Source organism: Tolypothrix bouteillei VB521301 (genome assembly GCF_000760695.4).
GTDB lineage: Bacteria > Cyanobacteriota > Cyanobacteriia > Cyanobacteriales > Nostocaceae > Scytonema > Scytonema bouteillei_A.
The window spans coordinates 5079852-5097302 of the sequence record NZ_JHEG04000001.1; the positions used below are offsets into that span (position 1 = coordinate 5079852).

Below are 17451 nucleotides of genomic sequence, written 5' to 3' on the forward strand. Positions count from 1 at the left end.
TAACAACTCAGTGATGTATAAAATCCAGAGTGAAAACTCACGGAATACAGAAAATTTTTGTGAATAGTGTGTCAGTTAAAAAATCTTGAAGTGGTGAAGGTTTCTAGACCACTTAATTAATTAAAAAAAAGTAAAGGAGGGCTGTTTTTCATTGAGTTCTAAAGTTCTCTGAAATTTATACTTAGGGAGTCTCCATGACTGCTTCATCACAAGATAATTCGATAAATGTCCCAAATGCAGATAATCTGGACATAGCTAGGCAAGAATACCAATATAGCTACACCCATATCCCACCTCTGGCTATGGTGGATCGGCTACCTCCAGCAGAAGATTTTGCAAGTGCCTGGTACTTTTTGTTGGCTCAGCAAGTTAGGGGACTATTTGTTAATACTCTAATTACTAACCGAGGAAATCGCGGCTCCGAGTCGATCCGTGATGATGTGAGATTGTTTATCCTGGAAGTATTGCTGAAAGGAGCAATACCTTTCCAAACCAACATTATTGTTAAAGTTTTACAAATTGTCCCTCAGATTTTAGCTCAAGGTATATCTCGAGATTACCGAGAACTCGACGATCTGTTATTTTCTATCCTCAAAGACAGCGGCATCACAATTCTTAAAGATTCTTTAAACAAAGTTATTGAGCTTTTGTACGAAGGACAACCAACTGGACGCCCTACCAGTTTGAATGATTACGAAAAGTTATTCCCAGTGCTGGGAGTCCCCGCGATCGCAACAACATTCCAAGACGATGAAGTGTTTGCCTATATGCGAGTTGCAGGGTACAATCCCGTAATCATTGAGCGAGTCAGCAGTCCTGGCGATCGTTTTCCAGTCACAGAAGAACATTACCAGGTGGTGATGGGAACTGATGATTCCCTTGCAGCAGCCGGAGAAGAAGGAAGGCTCTACTTAACAGATTATGGAATTTTAGAAGGAACGATCGGCGGGACATTCCCGTACTATCAAAAATACCTTTACGCTCCCTTAGCACTTTTTGCATTACCCAAAGGCTCTGACCCCAACCGTCTGCTGCGCCCGATAGCCATTCAATGCGGTCAAACTCCCGGTCCAGATTATCCGATCGTCACCCCTAACTCCGGTAAGTATGCTTGGCTGTTTGCCAAAACCGTTGTCCAGATAGCAGATGCCAATGTCCACGAAGCTGTCACTCACCTAGCCAGAACACACTTATTCGTTGGTGCTTTTGTACTTGCAACCCATCGCCAACTTCTCCGCACCCATCCTTTAAGCGTACTTCTGCGTCCTCATTTCGAGGGAACCTTAGCAATTAACGATGCAGCCCAACGAGCTTTGATTGCTCCTGGTGGTGGAGTTGATAGATTGCTTTCAGCAACCATCGATAACTCTCGGGTTTTAGCGGTGTACGGGTTGCAAAGTTACAGTTTCAATAATGCCATCCTACCAAAGCAATTTAAGCAGCGAGGCGTGGAAGATCCCAATCTATTGCCCGTATATCCTTACCGAGATGATGCACTTTTGGTTTGGAATGCCATTCATCAATGGGTTTCGAGTTACGTAAACCTTTACTACTCCACTAATGAGGACATTCAAAAAGACGCAGCCCTTCAAGCATGGGTTGCTGAAGCCCGATCTTACGATGGCGGTCGCGTGTTTGATTTTGGTGAAGATGGAGGTATCAAGACACGAGAATATCTAGCAGATGCCCTTACGCTGATTATTTTCACAGCCAGCGCTCAACATGCTGCGGTTAACTTTCCCCAGAAAAGTCTCATGGGTTACGCAGCTGCCGTACCACTAGCAGGTTACGCACCAGCCTCAACTCTCACTAAGGAAGTGAGTGAAGAAGACTATCTCAAATTGCTCGCACCCCTAGATCAAGCACAAAGGCAGTATAATTTACTGGCTTTGCTGAGTGCTGTTTACTATAACAAACTCGGTGAATACCCGCAAGGACACTTTACAAATCCACAAGTCCAACCTTTACTACAGGAATTTCAGAGCAATCTCAAGCAGGTTGAAGCAACTATCAATCAGCGCAATTTGAAACGCCCAATCTATAATTATTTGCTGCCTTCCAAAATTCCCCAGAGCATTAATATTTAGAAAATAGCGGTTATATCAAGTCCGGCTAAATGCCCATAATAAAACTTTCTTTGCATCCCCGTGTCTCCGGGTCTCCGGGTCTGTCCCAACTACGGGTATGCAACCGGACATGATATTAGGAGTCAGGAGTTTGAAAATATTACTGCATAGTTAGTAGGTATCAAAGGTAACATTATGGCCAACAAAGATCAAATCCTCCAAGCTCACGAGCGCCAAATTTGGCTTTCAGGTATTCTTGCCAGAGTTGGTTACAACAGTCCCATTGGCAGGCTTCTCCGCTTGTGGGCTTATTATATGGATGCTTTTATCATTCTCGGTGCATGGACAGACTTTCTTTACATCCGCAGGGACAATATTGGCGAGAAATTTTTTGCAGTAGACCAGGCAATTATGCATACCTCTCACTCCAAGGTGAGGGAACTCATGCACGTTGAGCCTCAAGTGAGGGGAAATGATTTAGGCATCATTAGAATGTTAGCTCCTAGCTACCTGCTAAACAATCCACTTAGTTTGGGAATGAACGGTAACGAGCATACAGGAGCTCGTGCCATATTTTTGCAAGCTTTACCAGAACCATCAGAACACGCAGAAGTATTGGGGTATTTAGTAGATCGATCGCTAGCAAAGGCTGCCATACAGGGACAAGTACATATCGGCAATGATTTGCCAAAGATGTTACTTGAGATTTTGCATCAACTTGTTTTCGAGATTTCATTATCTGAGCCCGAAATTACGGCATCCCGTAATTACATTAGCGGGCTAGTACTTGCGTCCTTACCAAATTTCATCAGTCAGTATTTGCTTGCATTTAGAACTTTTCCTAACATCCAACATCGAAAGCGTTTGACCGAGCGATACAAACAATCTCCGAGATGGGAATCTTACCTAGAAACAGGTAGCCAGTATCAGTTGAACGCACACCAAGTTGCTAACACTGTTTTCGATATGATCCATATTGCTGGAACTGCAGGTACCAGCGCTCTTTTGGGATCTGTCATTGGTGTTCTGTGTCTGGATGAGACCTTAAGAAATGATGTCGTGTCTGAAGTGAATGCTGTGTGGGATGGTACAGACACCCCTAGTGGAGATGCTCTAGAACAGTTAACACTCACCCATAAAGTTATTCTGGAAACAGCTCGCATGTATCCACCCGTGCGATTTGTCAGCCAACTCACTACCGAGGGGGGTGAGGTTGAGATCGGAGGGCGCAGGTGTCCCTTCCAAAGAGGAACTCGTTTGCTCGGATCGATCTTCACAGCAAATCGTGACGCCAACAGATACAGCAATCCAGATAACTTTGACGTTACGCGAGATTTTTCCGATATCGTATCTTGGAACGGAGCAGGACATGAGCGTGCTTGTCCCGGTAGATCCTTATCTATTGGGATAGTGAAAATGTTTTGTCTGTATCTGTTTAAAAAATATCAATGGAACTCCTTTACACAAGTCAAGTGGGATTTTGAAAAAGTGACTGCTGTTACTCCTAATGATTTAGTGCTGCAAGGATTTACTCATCGATAGTCAATGCAGAAAAGTATTTTTTAGATGACTTGCGTAAGAAAGGAACCAGGGAATGATTGGAGCGATCGAAAAAAAGCGACTCGACAACATAGCAACTTGGATGATTCCCATCACACAAACAAACCTACCTAATATTCTTAGGGGCGTATTCCATATGGATGGCAATCCACTTCCAGATGAGTGCATCACATTCTACAATATAGAATGGGATATGCAAACCCGTTCCTTAGTTCTACCCGTCTTTGCCCCATTACAATGGACTTTTCATAACTCAGTTCGTGGATGGATATTACTGATTGCCATCCAGGTCATTCAATTGACGTACAAAATTCAATTTGAAGATGAAACCTTACAGCAAGCGCAAATTACACCTTTTACATTTGGGCTACCAGTTCCAAAGTGGATTATAGCGCTCACAATGATCCAGGACAAAAACTCTAACGATAGAAACACTTGGCAACGAAAGAACGTCTGGTTTGGCGGACTTTCACGAGTTGGGGAATATACACTTCGTAGGGTTGTGGATGAAAACGGTCGCCATACACCTGCTTTCAACGATATGCTGACCTCGTCTCCAAACGAATGTTTGGTAATTGTTAGAAACGAAAAAATTTAGGTGAGTTTGTAGCAAATAGCATTCGCAGGCTATACGAGCAAAACCCACCTATGTGGATTTGTAACTGCAACCAAACCCTTACCTAAAATTACCCATTATTCACACTGTTTGGATAAAAGGATTGAATTGGAGCAATCATTTATCCCTGACTTTGTAAACTTTTCATCTCATGTTGGACATCCAAAGCAATTTGCAAGGCTTCATTCAACAAGCGTCCGTGCTCGCTCGCTTGTTCGCTGACTTGCATTGCTGTTAATGTTGCTAAATTATTGGCAAATAACTCCGATCTACTGATAATAAATTTTTTATTCTCTCTTAAGATTCTTTCCGTCTTTAAAGCACGCACAAGATCGCTTCTTGTTAGCTCAAGTGCTTCAAGAACTTTTTGTCTTTCTTTTAAACTGACTCCCGGATTTCCAGCTTCTTCTATTTGGTCGTTAATATCTATCGCTTTAATAACAGAGTTATATCTTTCGACATCATTCAAGAGAATTTTTAAGGAAGGAGTCATATTTTTATCAACCAGCTTCAGCCTTTGCTTCCAAAAAAAATACAAGAAACCTTGTGTGCTAGAACCAGTTAAAAAGCTCAAGATAATTAATAATAACCAGGATGGTATTGCTACCCAAGTTGCAAAAAATCGAATAAGAAGGTCAATGGCAACATAACTACCCACTAATACACTCAATCCTATAAAAACTACAGTCGCTCCTTCAGAACCTTTAACTTTTTCTATAAATCTCCTGAATATTCCTTGAAAACGATGGCTAATAATTATTAGTTCATCATTTACGGGCAAGTTAGTTAATTTCTGTAATTCTTTCCGACTAATCTCTAATCCTACTAAATCATCAAGCACAGTTTTAATATCCTTGGGATCTATAAGTTTTTTTTTCAATATTATATAACAGAAAAATTTATAAAATGTTTATAATGTGCTTCCGCTGTTAAAAATTGTTCATAAAAATATCTTTTTATCCATAAATTGAAACAGTATTATCCCACGTCAAGCATAATTTGTTACATTTGAGCCTTTTTTCCGTAATTTCTGTTACAGATTTACTTTAGTAGGAACAGTTCTTCAGGATAAATCAGCGTTTACTTAACTTGATACAACATCTATGTAACAATTTGTAAGTGCAGAGTATACAGATGCATTAGGTCAGGCACTTGATATAACAAATCAATGTACGCGATTGAGACTTTTCCGTATTAAAGAGACAGCCAAAAGCTTTTTTAAACCAAATTGCTGGTTGCTGATTTTCATTCATTACATAATTTTTATTAATTTCTGGCATTTCTCTGACGTCTATTTTGTGTATACTCTGTGACCAAGGTTAAGAGCGGTGCCTTTCCTTTTTGGGAGAAATATTGGGAGAAATGATGGAACGCGCAATTTCTGCCTTGGGACTACTTGTTTTTATTGGGATATCCTACGCTTTTTCTGTCAATCGTCGTGCTGTCCGTTGGCGAACAGTAGCATGGGGACTGGGATTGGAGTTTGTATTTGCACTCTTGATTTTGAAAACTCCTAGTGGTTTGGCAGCATTTAAGTCTTTAGGTGATGTGGTCAGCAGTTTTTTAGCATTTTCAGACGTGGGAGCAAAGTTTGTTTTTGGCGAGAGTTATAAAGATCACTTGTTCGCATTTCAAATTCTGCCCACAATCATCTTTTTTTCTGCTTTCATTAGCGTCCTGTATCATTACGGGATTCTACAGTGGGTAGTGACTGGTATGGCTTGGGTGATGATGAAGACCATGAAAACTTCTGGTTCTGAGTCTTTGTCTTGTGCGGGTAACGTTTTTTTGGGACCAACTGAATCACCTTTGATAGTTAAGCCTTATGTCTCAACAATGACACAATCAGAACTGTTTGCGGTGATGACGGGTGGTTTTGCTACGGTGGCTGGTGGGACATTGGGAGCATACTTATCATTCGGTTTACCAACAGAACATCTTATAGCTGCTTTTTTTATGACAGCTCCGACATCTTTGGTTGTTGCGAAATTACTTTACCCAGAAACAGAAGTATCCGACACTGCGGGACAAGTGAGGGTAGAAGTCAAAACAAATTTTGTTAACGTCATTGATGCTGCGACTTCAGGGGCGCTTGAAGGCGTCAGGTTAGCGGTTAATGTGGGAGTGATGATTATTGCTTTCTTGGGTTTGTTAGCTGTAGTCAACGCATTACTTGGATGGTTGGGGACACGGATTGGATTGCCGCAACTTTCACTAGAATGGATTTTATCTTTTATTATGGCTCCTGTGGCTTGGTTGATGGGTGTGCCTTTGGCTGATTGCGCTCAAGTGGGAGCGTTGTTAGGTAAAAAGACTATTCTTAATGAATTCATTGCTTACTTAGATTTAAAGACTTTAATCGAGAAAGGTCAAATTTCTCAACGTGCGATCGTGATTGCTACTTACGCGTTATGCAATTTTGCTAATGTTGGATCTATCGGCATTACTATTGGTGGAATTACCGGAATGGCACCAAATCGCCAACACGATCTAGCTCGCATGGGTGTTAGATCGATGATTGGGGGATTGCTTGCAGGTTTTATGACTGCTTGTATTGCTGGAATGTTAGTTTAATATCATTTATTATTTGTAAAATGAACCTCTAAGACGCAAAGAACACGGGCTTCACAGGAGTTGCTGGAGGCTAGAAAAAAGAAAAGAAGACTGGTGTTTACATAGCACTATAGGGATTAATTTCTCATTATGAAAATGTAGAGATTAATGAACTTTGTTATCTATTTTTTAGATAATACGAAGTTTTATGAATGAAGATGCCTGCAACCCTTTTTTCTATTTCAAACTATGTAGTAAGTTCACCTCTTGCATCAGACATTAATGAAGTATCACAGCATTGATGAACTTCTTAAAAACAACCAAGCTTGGGTTGCTGAAAAGCTAGCTCTAAACTCTACTTATTTTGAAGAGTTAGCACGGGGACAAAAACCACCCTATCTCTACATTGGTTGTTCTGACAGTCGTTTGCCTTTAACTAATTTTACACGTACAGAACCTGGAGAATTATTTGTTCACCGTAATATTGCCAATCAAGTCTCTCTCACAGATATTAACTTCTTAGCTGTTCTTGAGTACGCAATAAACCATCTTGAAATCGAACACATTATTGTTTGCGGTCATTACGGCTGTGGTGGAATCAAAGCGGCGTTAGAAGGAAGAACAATAGGAATTATTGATAATTGGGTGAATCCAATACGAGAACTCTATTTGCAAAAACAAGACGAAATTGATGCTTTACCAATAACAGAAGATCGTTTGAATTACCTAGCAGAACTCAATGTAATGGCACAAGTGAAAAATCTGTACCAAACTTCCATCATGCGTAAAGCACTTCACGAACAAAAAGCACCGTTGGTTCATGGTTGGGTCTTAGATATCGGTAGCGGGTTAATTAAAGATTTGCAAGTCTCTACTTCACAATGGCAGTTAAGCCCTTCGTGTGCGATCGCACTCAGCAATCTCAAAGTTCACATTCCTATTCTTCAGTCCGTTCAGACTCTATCACTGTCTCTCGAAAATCTTTAAAAGATGTCTCACCGACACGAACGCTTCTAAATAGCTGCGATCGCTTCCACAATATCTCGAATCCGAAATTGCCATTGTCTAGAAGGCACGGATTATATCCTCAAGAACAGGTTCTCTAAAGTTTTCTCGCAGAGCATCTAATGTACCCATATCTACAGGGTACCCTAATAAATCTTCTAAATAAAGTCGCACTTCAATAAACTCAAATAATCCTACAGGACGATTAAATTCAATCAAAAAATCAATATCGCTGCCAGCCTTAGCTTCATCTCGCGCTACTGAGCCAAATAAATCCAACGATTTTACACCCATTGCCTGCAACTGCTCTCGGTGTGCGGCAATAATTTCCAAAACTTGCGATCGCTTCATTTTCTTTTTTTCAAAAATTACATTCGATGAGGTCTATTTCTGCCACGTTCCTTACGGAACATAGCGTGGATTTGTTGAAGGTGGCGAAGTCTTGTGGTAAAACGTCCTAGTAACATTTAGGACTGTATTGACTCTAACGGCATGACGGAACCAGAAACCAACGTTCCTGCAAATTACGACGAATCGTGGAAAGTGGCGATTGAACAGTATTTTGAGCCATTCGTTGCCTTCTTCTTCCCAGAAGCACATCGGGAGATCGCCTGGGAGCGGGGATACGAATTCCTTGACAAAGAGTTTACCCAGATTATCCGGGATGCTGAAATTGGCACGCGCTTCGTTGATAAGCTGCTTAAGGTGTGGCTCAGAGACGGCGAGGAAGCGTGGCTGCTGTTGCATATCGAAATCCAAAGCCAAACGGACAGCGGTTTTGCAAAACGAATCTTTACCTATAACTATAAAATTTTTGACCGCTATGGTCGAGAAGTGGTAAGTCTAGCCGTGCTGGGAGACTCTCAACCCAACTGGCGACCCCAGGAATATGGTTACGGGCGATGGGGCTGCTCTATGCAACTGCGGTTTCCCGTCATCAAATTGTTAGACTATACCTGGGAAACGCTGGAATCGAGCAATAACCCGTTCGCTGTGGTAGTGATGGCGCATCGCAAAACCCAGGCTACGACCCAAGCTGCCTCAGAGCGATTTCAATGGAAACTGCGCCTGATTAAAGGTCTTTACAGACGCGGGTATAGCCGACAAGATATCATCAATATATTCCTGGTGCTGGATAGCATGATGCGCCTGCCGGAACCGTTGGAAGTTACCTTGCGGGACGAACTAAGACAATTTGAGGAGGAAAATCAAATGCCCTACATTAGCAGCATTGAGCGCATTGGACGACTTGAAGGACGACTTGAAGGACAACACGAAAAAGCCAAAAATTTAATTCAGAGCTTGCTCAAGAGCCGATTTGGTGTTCTTGACGAAGAGCTTTCATCTGTCGTTGAGCCACTAACCCAACTGCCGGATGATGAAGTCGCCAACCTTTTGCTCACCTCTTCCCGTGAGGAATTGGTAACACGCTTTGGACAAAGCACGTTGCACTAAGATAATTTTGACGAGTTAAGCTCACAAGCTGGCGATACCTCCTCCACTTCTTCTTGGAGTCCGGCTGTTGAGTTGATTGATGCAGGTGATAATCTGATTTTTAGAGCACAACTTTCCGGTATTGCCCCTCAAGACATAGATGTACACGTAACACGTGACGCTACTTCTCTCGGTGGAGAACGCAAGGTTTTCCAAAATGGAAATAATGTCAACCCTTTGCACTCTGAATTCCGATATGGCAAATTCCAAAGAGTTATTAACTTGCCATTTCCCGTGCAAAATGACAAAGTGCAAGCTGACTATCGCGATGGTATTCTAACTCTTACCTTGCCCAAAGTTGAAGCAGTCTGCAATCGCGTTGTTAAGATTAACCTGGGAGAACTACCTTCTTCTGGTGAAAGCAAAACATTAGACGCTAGCTCAACAACAGCATAATCTGTATAATATTTTCTTCAATGTCATTTAATTACCTATAGGTGCAGGGTGGGAAAGTCCCGCCCTGCTTTATTTTCTATAAGGCTACGGTGTATACAGATCTCTAGAAAAGATATAAAACATCGTCAAAAGAGAGAATTGGAATTGACTTTCCTCCCCATTTATGGGCTAGGGGGGAACGAAACTGCAAAAATGCACTTTAGAAGACCTGTGTACATCACCGTAGCCCTCTACAAGGGGAGGGTTAGAGTGGAGTCTAATGAGATATCAGTTGAACTTACGTTCCATTAACTATTCCCATCTTTCTCAATGCTTTCACGCAGATCGAGAAATTGTTTGCCAGAATCTGTAATCATCACAAATTCTGAAAGATTGTTACCTTCATAGGGAATATCGCGTATTCTTTCTGCCTCTACATAACCGATATCCCGCAAGTGATAAAGTTCTCTTTCCAAACGCTCGGTCATTTTATACTGACCAAATTTACCAGCATCAATCTTCTTAAGAGTTTCATACATTGATTTAGGCATTGATAGCAAAAGAAATTTATCAGTTCTTGACTTAGCAGTTGTAATTTTTTTGCCAAGCGTACTGAGTTTTGCATCTATCTTGCCTCGATCGAAAGTTAGTGAAATAACCTCATCAAGACGAGGAATTAAAAATAGTAAAATTGCGATAATAACAATCGCTATGAGCAGTTGTATAGAAGCTTGTCCGGAAAGTAACATCATGAGCAAGACTGCTTCAAGAAAAGCAATACATGTAAATGCTGCCCACCATTTTGTTGAGTAATCTTGAATCACATTTATCTCCTAATAGGTTAGTAGTTATTGGTTAGTGGTTAATGGTTAGTGATTAGTGTTTCTTGGAAACCTAACAACTAACTACTAACAATTAACCACTAACTACTAACAAGCTCATAAGCGTAACATGATTAAATTTTTTTTCAGTTAATCGCGAACTTTTTTGTTTTAAGCCAGAATAGAAAGTATCGTAAAAACCACAGTATACGGGAAAGTCTCATGCCAATAACAGCACCATCGGCGAATTTGCCAATTTTGGAAGAATTACGCTCGGGATTACCAAATATTTGTGGTTGGGAGTCGGAAATTAGCTCAGTCGTTCAAAAGGATGAACCTGTATTTTTAAACACTACAAATATCCGATTGGAAAATATCGCATCTGGATTTGCTTGCGCCCTTCACATGCACCAACCTACTATCCCAGCAGGTGTCAATGGCGAACTTATTAGCAATCTCCAGTATATGTTTGAACACCCCCATGAAGGAGATAACCATAACGCAGAACCTTTTGCTTGGTGCTACAAGCGCATGGGAGATTTTATTCCTCAAATGATTGCTGAAGGCTGCAATCCTCGAATTATGCTCGACTACTCGGGTAATTTGTTATGGGGATTGCGACAAATGGGAAGAGATGATGTTCTTAACAATCTCAAGCGTATCACCTGCGATCCTCAATACCAGCCTTACGTGGAGTGGCTCGGAACAATGTGGAGCCATGCCGTTGTTCCTTCTACCCCTATTCCCGATCTTAAACTTCACATTCAAGCGTGGCAACATCACTTTGCAGCTATTTTTGGCTATAATGCCCTAGCGCGAGTGAAAGGTTTCTCTCCTCCAGAAATGCACTTGCCAAATCATCCAGATACGCTGTTTGAGTATATTAAAGCGTTGAAAGAGTGTGGATATCGTTGGTTAATGGTTCAAGAGCATTCCGTAGAGCGTTTGGATGGTTCGGGGCTGAAACATGATGATAAATATATTCCCAATCGTTTGGTTGCTCGTAATTCTTACGGGGAAACGATTGGTATCACTGCATTAATTAAAACCAAAGGTTCGGATACAAAATTAGTGGCGCAGATGCAGCCCTATTTTGAGGCAAAAGGTAGAAATCAGCAGTCAATTGGAAATAGAACGTTTCCCTCTTTAGTGACTCAAATTGCTGATGGGGAAAATGGGGGCGTTATGATGAATGAATATCCCCGTGATGTCTTTAGGGTGTATCGCGAAATTCGCGATTCGGGAGGAAATGACTCAGGAACAGTTGCACTCAATGGAACTGAATATTTAGAGTTGATTGAAGCAGCAGGTGCTAATCCAGACGATTATCCAGCTTGTCAAGCTGTACAGCAACACAAAATTTGGCAGCATGTCAATCCAGATAATGTTACGCCAGAAGCAGTGGAAAAGGCGATCGCACTCGCTCGAGAAACAGACCAACAATTTCATATGGATGGTGCTTCTTGGACGAATCATTTAAGTTGGATTCAAGGTTACGAAAATGTTTTAGATCCCATGAAGAAATTGAGTGTTTTATTTCATGAAAAATACGATCCACTCGTACAGCAAAATCCTTCATTGACACAAACTTCTGAGTATCAAAAAGCATTGCTGTATAACTTATTGTTGCAGACAAGTTGTTTTCGTTACTGGGGACAAGGCACTTGGACTGATTATGCTCGCGAACTTTATCGCCGTGGTGAAGAATTACTCCAATCCTAGCCGTTATAGTATTTCACCACCCAAACACTTTTTCTTCTTTCTACTCCTTTGCCGCTAGAAAATTACCGAACTACTTTTCCTATTACTTCCTTGCTCTTTGCGTCGAGTTCGGTTCATTTAAATAGGTAATCTTCGGGCGAAAAGGGAGTAATCTATCTAATTTCTCCGCGTCTTTGCTTCCTTCTGTCTCCGCGTCGCACTTTGAGCGTGCTATTCGCGTCCTCGCCCGTACACTTTGTTAAGAGGGCGGGAGAGGACATCTTCCAATACTGCTTGGTTAAGGAAAATGAAAGGTAAAAGTGATTCGACGTGCCATGACTTTACTCCCGTTTAGCTAAAGTCAAGATATTGTAGCTGTGGGATGAACAGTTATAATTTCGGAGTAACGGGTAAAGTCTTCGGTGTTAAATGTGAGTATATGGGTTAAGCCATGCACGAGTATCGCCGCAACAAGTCTGGCATCATGCACATTTATGCCTTTGACAGCATAAGCTACTACAAGCTTTTCCCATTCTTGGTAAATTACTTCGGTATCTAGTAGTAGAGGGAAAAATGCCTTTAAGCGTTTAATTTCAACTTCAGCTTCAGCTGCGCTATGTCCCAAGCCGTTCCTCTCTACAGGCCGAGTGTAAACATTCCAAAACTCTATTAAGTTTTGTGGGACAATGCACAGCTGCTCGCCTTGCAATAGTAGAGTGGCGATGGCATTACTTGCATCCCCATACATGGGGTGAGATGGTTCAACGCTACGCAGAAGTAGGTTTGTGTCTACAAGAAAGGCCACGCTTCACTCCTCGTCTGAGTACATATTTTCGCGGCTGACAGCATAGTCGGATAAAAGTGGTGTATTGCGATCGTGGCTATCTGCCCACTCCCGAAAAGCTTGCGACAATTCAAAAGGAGTAGCAGTCTCATACAAAGGACGCTCCGTTTGTGGTTTCACTAACCGCTCAAGCATCGTATCAAGGTATGGCTTAATTTGCTCAGGACTAAGAGTTGTTATTCTCGCCAGAACCTGGGTGATTACCTCGATGTCTTCTTTGTGAGCTTCCTCAAAATGACGAAGAATTTCCGAAACTTGACTGTTTATAGGCATAACACTGTTACCATCTTGATTACTTTTGTAAAAATATAAGTCTGTAATTTTATTAAAATTTACAAATGTAATAATGTTAATTATTACATTAATTCTCCAACTCCTGTTCAATAAAAGAAATCATTAGTTCTTTGATGCTCATCCCTTTCTTAGTAGCGCAAATTTTAATTGCCTGATACTGGGTTTCCGTTAGCAGAATGGCACTAAGATAAGTCGAACGCAAGTTGAGATTAGGGTTTTGTGGGTTCATATGCGAACCCACACAGTATTGGGGCACCTTCACAAACGATAAAATGCTGTAGGCTCTAGTATTCTAAATACAAAAACCAATTTGCTTCAAGGTAAAAACCTTGAAGCAATTGCAATGAATAAATCATTTTTGTGAGTCGTTGTTAACTACTTCTTCTAACGGGACCCTTCAGTTTCAGCCGAAGCAAAGCTTGCCAATCTTGAATGGCTTTATCTGTCCACATCCAATCTTGACGCAATTTTTCAGGTTGGAAATGCACTGAATCCTCTCTTACAACTGTTTGCCGCAGTTTAATGGCTTCACTAAGATACTGCTGCCGTTTTGCAGGAGGTTGTTGGTAAGCTGTTTTATACAATCCAAGGGCTAATCCAGCATAAGCTGTTAAAGCGTCTTTTGGGATAGGTTTTTCGTTCTTATCATTGTCTGCAAGAGGAGTCGCAGACATTTTTTGCTCTTTAACCGCTACGTCTAACGCCCTAAACCAAGCGTCATTAGCTTGAATCAAATTTCCTTGTGCATAGTAGGCAAATCCTAAAGCGTTTTTATAAGTGGGTGACTGAGGGGCTTCTTTCACGGCACTTTCCCAAAAACGCCGAGCATCATTTAAACTGTACTTCTTGTCTCCCCGTCGTAGAGACTGCCATGCCAATCTCCCTTTAAGGAAGTTAACAAATGAATTATCGGCTCGATCTTGAGGAATGAGACCGAGGATTTTTTCAGCATCGGGAAGTGCGCCGCGATTGAGCAGTTCTTCCACTGCTTTCAACCCTGCATCTAAATCACTTTTGCTCAACCTATCATTTGCATGGGCGGTCAAATCATCGACTTCTGCCTTTGTAATATCGAAGCCTGGTGGAGATGGGGAAGGAACCATTAAGCCAGGTAACGGAGTTTTTGACAACAAATTAAAACCCAAAACCGCTACAAGAGCACTCGTAGCAGCGATACCAACTATACCCAAGGGGTTATGTTTTTTCTGCTGTTTTAGCTCAGTTTGTTGTGATGAAACAGTTGTTTCAGTTGATGGGGGAAGTTGTAAGCGATCCCAATTCCCTTCCAATCTTAGAGGTGTTTCTGAGGACCCAGCATTAGAGGAGGGTAATTCGCGACGCCCCGTACCTTGTTGTCTGCCATATGCGGCGGCGGCTCTTACTTCTTCCCACATCCCAAGATCGCTCTCTAGGGATGCTATCTCTCCTGACACTTCATTCTCATCAAAACGGTCTTCACCGAAGTCTTGCACGAGTTCGGCGGTCATCGAGTTTTCGGACTCAGCCCGTTGGCGATCGATTTGGCGGAATAAGTCGGAAACTATGGCAGAGTCTTCTTCATAGGTTGGCTCGTCATACTCAATTTCATCAGCAAGATCGTCAAGCCAGTCCAATTCTGAGGGTTCCCTGGCTAGAGGAGGCATTATCTCCTCAATTGGTAACGGCATATCGGGATCATTTGCCGTATCTGGATAAATTGGGCTTGTTGTCGTCGTTAAAGCAGTGGAATTAAACTCGTCAATTAACTCATCGTTGTGAATTGGGTGCATTCCCGGACTGAGATAGCCGTTAAATTGTGGCTGAAGATACAGAATCGGTAATGCCCAATACATTTGATGGGAACTGTAAGCTGCAATGAGCCCTTGACGCATTCGACTGACACATAAATCTACGGGATACCCCAGCAAGAGATTGCGGTAGAACAATTGTGTTAGTGTAAGCGCTACATCGTCGGGTATGCGTTCTGACATTGCCAAAACACTTTTTATACCCCGTTTGACTAAGCTTTCTGTTAGATTTCGTTCGCCCGTATCTCCTGAAGGATCGGTGGTGGCGGCGTATGCTCCCAGACAGGAGTTAAACACTGCCATTTGTATGTGATTGTTAACGAGTAAACCTGCTAGGTCATCGCCACTTAGGGTTTCTTTTAACCCAGTTCTACCACTGACTAAGTAAATTTCTCCACCATTTGGACCTGGGTTGCTATGACCGGAGTAGTGTAGAACGTGGTATCTTCCTTGTTCTAAGGCTTGTGTCAGTTCCTCTCGCCCCGGTTGCTCTAGCAAGGTTAATCGGATGCGTGGAATGTCTCCATTGACACTGCGATGCAATTCTGCTTGCAGTCTAATAGCTTCTTGCTTGAGTAAATCCAGGCGAGCTAAGTCTGTAGGTGAAGCAATCACCATCAACACTTTGATACCACTCTCCTCATAGGGTGGTACTGGCATACTTGTTGTCGGCAAACGAGAAGTACCACCAGACGCATTTTGGTACCGAGAAAATGCTATGTATAAACCAGTAGCTATGGGGCGATCGCCTGCATGCATGACTTCCCATGGCAGGCGAGCTAACCTGGTATCTTTTAATCCCAAGCGCAAGCGCAGTACCTGTTGGTGGTTCTGAGCAATTCCTTGGGCGGTAATCCAGCTATCTCTGAGAGTGCCTTGAAACAGTGCGTTATACAGTTGTTGACCCAACGCTACCAAGTTAATGGAGTTTCTTGCGATCGCATCTCCTTGGAGCACTAATTTTAATGGGTCGTTCATCAAATGACCTGCAGCCGTCAACCAATCAGCTACAGGCCAAGTCACCAGTTCCTCTGCCAATGGCACCCCAGGCGCGACTTGTTCCGTCCGCACCAAGTAGTCATTTTGCCCTACTGGGGTTACGGAAATGTGAAATTCCTGGGTCACAACTTCTCCTGCTTGCCTCCTAAATCTGGTTTGGAACGCGAAAGTTTCAAGTCGATGTTTCGCTCTTTCTGATACCTTAGATGCATCCCGCCACTGAATGTTTCTGATTCAGGTTGTTCCGCTTAACATAATCTAACCCATGAAAACTCATATTTCATAGAGCAGAATTCATACTGTATTCCATGCAACTAAGAAATGGGTTTGCAGTAGGTGCAATGTTATCTGAGGTAAAAAGGAGAGAAAATTCCTCCCTTGAGACCAAGACTACATTTCTACAAGTGAAGTAGTTTTGGCTCTTAAGTTTGTGAATTCTACCTCCTTTTTTAACTTTATCCGGATTTTATAAGTTCCGCCCAGAACATTCATAGTGGTAGATGCACCTTGATCGCGAGCTCCCATGAAGCTAATCAAAGCCTTTTGGGAGTTTTTCTGTGTTTTCTTGAAGAAAACAGGAGTCCGAAAGCACTTGGATGGCGCTTCAGACCCTATCCAATTAAAAATGCCTTTCAGGCAAAGCAAAAGGGAATACCTTAAACTTTTTCTTCCCTTCTGCCCTTTGCCCTCTACCTTGCCTAAAAAGTTTAGTGGTTGATGCGATGGTTGATGCAACGAAATAGATGTGATGAAGGCAAGGCTATAATCTACGGAAAACAATCCGGAGACATCCTAACAATTAATTTGCCCTAATAATTAACTCCCCTGACTCAAACCTACACCCTTTACGGGTTTTGCTGTGCTTTGCATATCATATTATTCTCCAAAGTTATAGATACAGTTGACGCCGTCCATGGAAGTGACTGCTGTTTTACAAAAGTGGTAGTGACCTGCAACACTTTTTAAGGCTGTTCTTTAACGGTACATGAAAATACCGTATTGGTAATAGATGACTCAAATGAAATTTGAGAGAAGGGTTGGTAAAGTTTCATTTCTACTCAATCAACAATTTTTACCTGTTTCGGGAAAAAAATTCCGGATAGGGTAGTTACCAATAGAACAATGTAGTGGTAGATGCACCCTGATAACTGACTCCCCTGGCTAGCTTTTAGCTAGTAGGGGTCTTTTTTTTTAGTGAGATAAATAACACCTTGATTTTTTACTACTTATCCGGATGCCCTGGTTAATCTAAGAACAATGTAGTGGTAGATGCACCCTGATAACTGACTCCCCTGGATAGCTTTTTAGCTACTAGGGGTCTTTTTTTTAGTGAGAT

The 17451-nt window shown here is 42.0% G+C and carries 16 protein-coding genes; 8 read left to right on the forward strand and 8 right to left on the reverse strand.

From position 1 onward, the window contains the following. Positions 1-194 precede the first annotated feature (194 nt). The 3 genes from HC643_RS20470 (at position 195) to HC643_RS20480 (ending at position 4224) form a co-directional block, all read left to right on the forward strand. Entirely contained in the window at positions 195-2087 is a 1893-nt protein-coding gene (locus HC643_RS20470; RefSeq protein ID WP_038083060.1) for a lipoxygenase family protein, read from the forward strand. 174 nt (positions 2088-2261) lie between these two features. After that, a complete protein-coding gene (locus HC643_RS20475; protein WP_038083059.1) occupies positions 2262-3608 on the forward strand; it encodes a cytochrome P450 in 1347 nt (448 codons plus the stop codon). Positions 3609-3660: 52 nt separating this feature from the next. Beyond that, positions 3661-4224: a hypothetical protein gene (locus tag HC643_RS20480; protein WP_038083058.1), complete on the forward strand. Its 564-nt coding sequence runs from the start codon at positions 3661-3663 to the stop codon at positions 4222-4224. A gap of 139 nt (positions 4225-4363) precedes the next feature. Here HC643_RS20480 and HC643_RS20485 read toward each other — a convergent pair whose 3' ends face one another. Then, positions 4364-5083, reverse strand: a complete 720-nt coding sequence (locus HC643_RS20485) for a hypothetical protein (protein WP_038083066.1) — start codon at positions 5081-5083, stop codon at positions 4364-4366. A gap of 524 nt (positions 5084-5607) precedes the next feature. Between HC643_RS20485 and HC643_RS20490 the strand changes: the two genes are divergently transcribed. Next, on the forward strand, positions 5608-6816 hold the full coding sequence (locus HC643_RS20490; protein WP_038083065.1) for a NupC/NupG family nucleoside CNT transporter: 1209 nt from the start codon (positions 5608-5610) through the stop codon (positions 6814-6816). 261 nt (positions 6817-7077) lie between these two features. Next, on the forward strand, positions 7078-7782 hold the full coding sequence (locus tag HC643_RS20495; RefSeq protein ID WP_050045629.1) for a carbonic anhydrase: 705 nt from the start codon (positions 7078-7080) through the stop codon (positions 7780-7782). 78 nt (positions 7783-7860) lie between these two features. On the opposite strand, the gene HC643_RS20500 is transcribed toward HC643_RS20495, so the two are convergent. Continuing rightward, positions 7861-8151: a nucleotidyltransferase family protein gene (locus HC643_RS20500; protein ID WP_038083057.1), complete on the reverse strand. Its 291-nt coding sequence runs from the start codon at positions 8149-8151 to the stop codon at positions 7861-7863. A 141-nt stretch (positions 8152-8292) separates the two neighbouring features. Here HC643_RS20500 and HC643_RS20505 point away from each other — a divergent pair, with 141 nt between their 5' ends. Further along, positions 8293-9255 (forward strand): RpnC/YadD family protein, encoded by a 963-nt coding sequence (locus HC643_RS20505; RefSeq protein WP_038083056.1) that lies wholly within the window; start codon positions 8293-8295, stop codon positions 9253-9255. 72 nt (positions 9256-9327) lie between these two features. After that, positions 9328-9690 (forward strand): Hsp20/alpha crystallin family protein, encoded by a 363-nt coding sequence (locus HC643_RS20510; RefSeq protein WP_237265913.1) that lies wholly within the window; start codon positions 9328-9330, stop codon positions 9688-9690. A gap of 287 nt (positions 9691-9977) precedes the next feature. Here HC643_RS20510 and HC643_RS20515 read toward each other — a convergent pair whose 3' ends face one another. Continuing rightward, positions 9978-10493: a hypothetical protein gene (locus HC643_RS20515; RefSeq protein WP_038083055.1), complete on the reverse strand. Its 516-nt coding sequence runs from the start codon at positions 10491-10493 to the stop codon at positions 9978-9980. A gap of 219 nt (positions 10494-10712) precedes the next feature. On the opposite strand from HC643_RS20515, the gene HC643_RS20520 reads away from it, so the two are divergent. Further along, positions 10713-12212, forward strand: coding sequence for a glycosyl hydrolase family 57 (locus HC643_RS20520; RefSeq protein WP_050045630.1), 1500 nt, complete (start codon positions 10713-10715; stop codon positions 12210-12212). 340 nt (positions 12213-12552) lie between these two features. On the opposite strand, the gene HC643_RS20525 is transcribed toward HC643_RS20520, so the two are convergent. The 5 genes from HC643_RS20525 to HC643_RS41455 all read right to left on the reverse strand — a co-directional run bounded on the left by HC643_RS20525 (position 12553) and on the right by HC643_RS41455 (position 16895). Continuing rightward, positions 12553-12996, reverse strand: coding sequence for a type II toxin-antitoxin system VapC family toxin (locus tag HC643_RS20525; protein WP_038106003.1), 444 nt, complete (start codon positions 12994-12996; stop codon positions 12553-12555). 3 nt (positions 12997-12999) lie between these two features. Continuing rightward, a complete protein-coding gene (locus HC643_RS20530) occupies positions 13000-13308 on the reverse strand; it encodes a hypothetical protein (protein ID WP_050045631.1) in 309 nt (102 codons plus the stop codon). Positions 13309-13396: 88 nt separating this feature from the next. After that, complete coding sequence (locus tag HC643_RS41450) at positions 13397-13558, reverse strand: hypothetical protein (protein WP_237265914.1); 162 nt, start codon at positions 13556-13558, stop codon at positions 13397-13399. 142 nt (positions 13559-13700) lie between these two features. Next, positions 13701-16241: a cell division protein HetF gene (gene hetF, locus HC643_RS20535; RefSeq protein ID WP_038106001.1), complete on the reverse strand. Its 2541-nt coding sequence runs from the start codon at positions 16239-16241 to the stop codon at positions 13701-13703. 264 nt (positions 16242-16505) lie between these two features. After that, positions 16506-16895, reverse strand: a complete 390-nt coding sequence (locus tag HC643_RS41455) for a hypothetical protein (protein ID WP_038105999.1) — start codon at positions 16893-16895, stop codon at positions 16506-16508. Positions 16896-17451: the final 556 nt, after the last annotated feature.

Coding starts and splice junctions, on each gene's coding strand:
- HC643_RS20470 (WP_038083060.1), top strand. CDS start 195: ATGACTGCTTCATCACAAGATAATTCGATAAATGTCCCAAATGCAGAT.
- HC643_RS20475 (WP_038083059.1), top strand. CDS start 2,262: ATGGCCAACAAAGATCAAATCCTCCAAGCTCACGAGCGCCAAATTTGG.
- HC643_RS20480 (WP_038083058.1), top strand. CDS start 3,661: ATGATTGGAGCGATCGAAAAAAAGCGACTCGACAACATAGCAACTTGG.
- HC643_RS20490 (WP_038083065.1), top strand. CDS start 5,608: ATGGAACGCGCAATTTCTGCCTTGGGACTACTTGTTTTTATTGGGATA.
- HC643_RS20495 (WP_050045629.1), top strand. CDS start 7,078: ATGAAGTATCACAGCATTGATGAACTTCTTAAAAACAACCAAGCTTGG.
- HC643_RS20500 (WP_038083057.1), bottom strand. CDS start 8,151: ATGAAGCGATCGCAAGTTTTGGAAATTATTGCCGCACACCGAGAGCAG.
- HC643_RS20505 (WP_038083056.1), top strand. CDS start 8,293: ATGACGGAACCAGAAACCAACGTTCCTGCAAATTACGACGAATCGTGG.
- HC643_RS20520 (WP_050045630.1), top strand. CDS start 10,713: ATGCCAATAACAGCACCATCGGCGAATTTGCCAATTTTGGAAGAATTA.
- HC643_RS20530 (WP_050045631.1), bottom strand. CDS start 13,308: ATGCCTATAAACAGTCAAGTTTCGGAAATTCTTCGTCATTTTGAGGAA.
- HC643_RS41450 (WP_237265914.1), bottom strand. CDS start 13,558: ATGAACCCACAAAACCCTAATCTCAACTTGCGTTCGACTTATCTTAGT.